Here is a 4,159-nt window from a genome sequence, read left to right as displayed (position 1 = left end):
GGTTCGGTGCGGGTGGCCGGGTCGGGGAAGTAGGCGTTCTGCACGAGCCGCAGCAGCCGCGGGCCGATGGTGGGGTGCTTCTTCGGCGAGGTGCGGGCGTGCGGGTCGAGGCTGATGTCGGTGACGCCGTACCCGACGGCCAGTGCGACCGGCAGGAACTCCCCGGCGTCGCGGGCCTGCTGGACGACGTTGATCGCGAGCTTCGCGCCGGCGCTGTAGCCACCGACGGACAGCCGCCCGCCGTCCCAGCCCCGCTCGGCTGCGTGGGCGTGGGCCCAGGCGGCGACGTCGTAGGCCTGGTGCTCGGCGACGGGGTAGGCGACCTCGGGGGCGGTGTCGTAGTCGGGGACGAGCACCACGGCGCCGACGTCGGAGGCGAGGTAGCGGCAGACGTGGTCGTCCTGCTTGGGCCTGCGGACGATGAACGAGCCGCCGTGCAGCTGCACATGTACGGGCGGGATCGCGCCGGTGCCCGTGGGCCGGAACAGCAGGCAGCGGACGGGGCCGTGCCGGGTGGGGACCGTGACGGTCTCGGGGTCGGCGACCGCCCCGGTGGCGAACCGCAGGGACTTCGGCGGGCTGGCGACGAAGGCGAAACCCGCGCGCATGACGCGGGCGGCGAGGCAGGTCCCGAGTCCGGGGGTGGGGCCGGTGGTCAAGGTCTGTCTCCTGTGGCGGGTCCGGTGGCGAGGCCGGCGTGGGGCCAGGCGCCGAGGCCGGGGTCGAGGCGGGTGTCGAGGCCGGTGGCGACGAGGTCGAAGCGGGTGTCGATCCACGCCGCCGTGTCGTCGTCGGTGCGCCGGCCGCGCACGTCGGAGCTGGTCGGCACGCGGAACGGGGTGATCAGTAACGCGGCGGCGGTGCGGATGCGGGGATCGAGCGGCGAGCCACCCACCTCCGCGGCAAGCGTATCGGCGAGGCCCTGCCCGTCGCGCTCCCATATCAGCTGGAGCCGGGCGTGCAGGGTGGCGTTGCCGTCGACCAGCCGGGTGAACGAGGCCAGCCCGTCTCGGACGCGGCGGCGATCTCGGCCATCTCCTCGCCGCCACGCATGGAGCTGACCGATCCGACGAGCGGCGGTCTTGCTGGTCCTGACGGTCGCGTCGGCAGGTGACAGGACCGACGTCGACCGTTGCACGCTCGGCGTGGACTTCACCGTGCCTGCACCCACGATCGCAACCCAAAAAGCCGCCCTCATGGGATGGCGACTCAGTCCTCGGCGTCCTGAGTCATCTCGGCGTCGATCCACCGGTGCCCGCGGCCGGACAGCGGCTGGATCTGGAGTTGGGTGCGCCCGTAGCTGACCCGGGCGTCGGTGACGGTGATGCCCACGAGCACCTGAGCCTCGGTAAGAGTCACGGCTCGCCCCTTTCGCAGGAGGCGGTTGTGCGGTGGTACGGCAGGGTTCCCCCACTTCATCCGTGTAGATGGCCTTCGCCGCCTATTGGCTGGCTGGGCACTACCCTCGGCATTATGAGGGCGGAGGTTGTGGGCGTAGGTGCTTGGTGCGACGTCGACGAACCTCGCGAGGGCCTGGCGGGTTCGGCATGCTCATCGGAGCGGGTGGAGCAGCCCCTCGGAGCTTCTGGTCAGACTCTGCACTTCCGCGTCGAGGAGTTCGCGACTCTCTCGGACGGACGTCGCCTCACATTGACCGACGACCGCGGCTGGAGCAGCACGAGGTCAGGAGGAGGAGAAGAAGGTGCTGCCACCGATGCCTGGGTCGGTCTGACCGTCGAGGCAGTCGAGTCGGCCGTGCGCAACGTCGTCCTACCCGACGACGCCGAGGAAACGGGGGAGTTGTATTCGTGGAAACGCCTGGTTGAACGTCTGAGGGATTTCAGCGTCGAAACGACCCTCGAGGACCTCGGACGCCTACCGTACGACGTGATCCTCAGCCGGCGTCTTCAGGCACGACTGTCAGCGACTGGGGTCAGTGCCCAAGGACGGCGTCCTCGGTGATGGCCGGCGGCGATCAGCGTGGCGTAGTGGTCTTCGGAGAAGCTGTGGCGTTCACCTTCGCGGCCGTGGCGGGGCGGCACCTGGGTAGAACAGCCGGCCGCGGTGACCGGGCTTGAGGCAGACCGTGGCCGCCATCGAGACCCGACCCGAGCCCTTCCCGGACACCCGAGCCGGCAGGCCGCCCCGCTCGGCCCTCGGGACGCCAGCGCCGCGGTAGCCGCGGGGGAGTCGCCGAGCCGGCATCCGATCTCGTACACACATGAAAAAGGCTGCTGACCAGGACTTTCGTCCCGTTCAGCAGCCTCGTGTTCCCGTCGGGACGACAGGATTTGAACCTGCGACCCCCAGACCCCCAGTCTGGTGCGCTACCAAGCTGCGCCACGTCCCGTACGGCAGCAACATTACCGTATCGGCGAGCCGGGGTGGTGACCGGGGGTCGCGTCAGCGTCGACGCGACCCCCGACCCTCGTGCGCGGCCCCGCGTGGGACCAGGCCGAGGCCGTCGCCCACGAGGGTCTCTGTGCGGCTGATCTCCGCGATGGTGCAGGGTCAGGCCGCGCCCTGGGCGCGCCGCCGAGCCACCCCCGCGCCGATCAGCAGGGCGCCAACGGTGGCACCGGCGAGGGGGAGCAGGGGTGAGGACCCGTGGTCGGCCATGCCGCCGCCGCCGGCGGCCACGCCACCGGCTCCGCCGCCCACGACACCGACCCCGACGCCGCCGACGACGGCGCCGACGACCGGGCAGTTCCTGTCCTTGTCCTTGTCGTCCCAGTTGAACCAGTCGTCGTCCTTGCCGTCCTTGCCGTCCCTGCCGTCCTTGTCGTCCCTGCCATCCTTGCCGTCCCTGCCATCGACGCCGTCCTTGTTGCCGTCGAGGCTGTCGGCGCGGCCCTGCTTGTCGCCGTCGAAGCCGTCCCTGTTGCCGAAGCCGTCCCTGTTGCCGACGCCGTCCTTGCCGTCAACGCGGTCCTTGTTGTCCTTGTCCTTGTCGCCGAAGATGTCCCAGTCGTCCTTCTTGTCGCCGCAACGGTTGTGGTCCTTGTCGTCGAAGGCGTGGGCAGCGGCGAGGCCGGGCCCGAAGGTGAGGGCGACGCTCGCTGCACTCGACATCGCGAGAACGGCGGCGCTCCGGCCCATACCCTTCTTCATCTGGTCCCCTCTCTAACGTACTGTGATCAGTGTGTCACTGCGAGTGACACCATAGCGACTGCGTATGGCGATGCGTGGCAAGCGGGCCGGGCGTGGTGCGACCGGTCCGGCCGGTGCGAGAACCGCCGTGCCGACTGGATTTCACGGTCTGTCCCGCCGTCGACCGGGATGGCGGGCGCCGTCGGCGACCGGCTTCGAGTCGCTCCGCGCGTGCTCACCGATTGTGGCTAACTTGCTCGCTAGGGTGACGGTCGGTGAAGGGGTGGGAGGGACTGTGGAACGTGGGACCAGTGGCAGCCACCGCAAGCCCGCCATCGGCCCGGTGCCCGTCGCCGCCGCCGCGGCGCGGCCTCCCCGGCTGTGGCGCGGGCTGCTCCTCGTGGGCCTGGTGCTCATCGTCGGCAGCGGATTCCGCCTCGCGGAACCGGCACTCGACGCCGTCCGCGGCGGTTCCGGGACGGATGCGGCGGCCGAGCTGCCCGACATCCCGCCGCCACCGCCACCACCGCCGGTCCTCCCGGGTTCCACGACCGGCCTGCCGCCCGCGCTGGTCGAGCAGCCGGTGGTGGTCATCAACGATCCCGTCCGGCTGCGCATCCGGCGGATCGGGGTCGACGCGCCGATCACCCACCTCGGCCTGGCCCCGGACGGCTCGATCGCGGTGCCGAAGGCCTGGGGCGACGTGGGCTGGTTCGACCGCGGCCCCGCGCCGGGCGGCGTCGGCCCGTCGGTCCTCGTCGGCCACTACGACTCCACCACGGGGCCGGCGGTCTTCTACCGCCTGCCCCAGCTCGTCGCCGGCGACCGGGTCGAGGTCGCCGGGCGGACCGGAGCCGCCCAGGCGTTCATCGTCGACCGGACCGAGGACGTGTCCAAGGCGGCGTTCCCGAGCCAGCGGGTCTACGGGCCGGTGACCCGCCCGGAGCTACGGCTGATCACCTGCGGCGGCGCCTTCGACCACAAGACCAAGCACTACCTCAACAACATCGTGGTCTACGCCCACGCGGACACCTTCGCCGGCCCGCCGGCCGGGGCCCCTGCTCCCGCC

At 71.3% G+C, this 4,159-nt stretch carries 5 protein-coding genes and 1 tRNA gene; 1 reads left to right on the top strand and 5 read right to left on the bottom strand.

Annotated elements, in window-relative coordinates:
• The 5 genes from NBZ83_RS30525 to NBZ83_RS30505 form a co-directional block, all read right to left on the bottom strand.
• Nucleotides 1-659, bottom strand: a 659-nt coding sequence (locus NBZ83_RS30525; protein WP_261576351.1) for an alpha/beta hydrolase, incomplete at its 3' end; no start/stop codon positions are given.
• Nucleotides 656-1,171 (bottom strand): hypothetical protein, encoded by a 516-nt coding sequence (locus NBZ83_RS30520; RefSeq protein ID WP_261576350.1) that lies wholly within the window; start codon nucleotides 1,169-1,171, stop codon nucleotides 656-658. The genes NBZ83_RS30525 and NBZ83_RS30520, both read right to left, overlap by 4 nt.
• A gap of 38 nt (nucleotides 1,172-1,209) precedes the next feature.
• Nucleotides 1,210-1,359 carry a hypothetical protein gene (locus NBZ83_RS30515; protein WP_261569345.1) on the bottom strand — a complete coding sequence of 50 codons (150 nt, stop codon included), beginning with the start codon at nucleotides 1,357-1,359 and terminating at the stop codon, nucleotides 1,210-1,212.
• A 917-nt stretch (nucleotides 1,360-2,276) separates the two neighbouring features.
• A tRNA-Pro gene (locus NBZ83_RS30510) sits at nucleotides 2,277-2,350 on the bottom strand.
• Nucleotides 2,351-2,511: 161 nt separating this feature from the next.
• On the bottom strand, nucleotides 2,512-3,111 hold the full coding sequence (locus NBZ83_RS30505) for a hypothetical protein (RefSeq protein ID WP_261571148.1): 600 nt from the start codon (nucleotides 3,109-3,111) through the stop codon (nucleotides 2,512-2,514).
• 274 nt (nucleotides 3,112-3,385) lie between these two features.
• On the opposite strand from NBZ83_RS30505, the gene NBZ83_RS30500 reads away from it, so the two are divergent.
• Nucleotides 3,386-4,159 (top strand): class F sortase (locus NBZ83_RS30500; RefSeq protein ID WP_261576349.1); only part of this gene is annotated, 774 nt, incomplete at its 3' end.

Origin of the sequence: Frankia gtarii (assembly GCF_025403375.1) — a bacterium.
Taxonomy (GTDB): domain Bacteria; phylum Actinomycetota; class Actinomycetes; order Frankiales; family Frankiaceae; genus Frankia; species Frankia gtarii.
The sequence above is the reverse complement of the archived record's forward strand: the minus strand, read 5'-3'. Positions and strand labels throughout refer to the sequence as shown.

Excerpts from the sequence above, each read along its gene's own strand:
- NBZ83_RS30505 (WP_261571148.1), bottom strand. The coding sequence starts at position 3,111 with ATGAAGAAGGGTATGGGCCGGAGCGCCGCCGTTCTCGCGATGTCGAGT.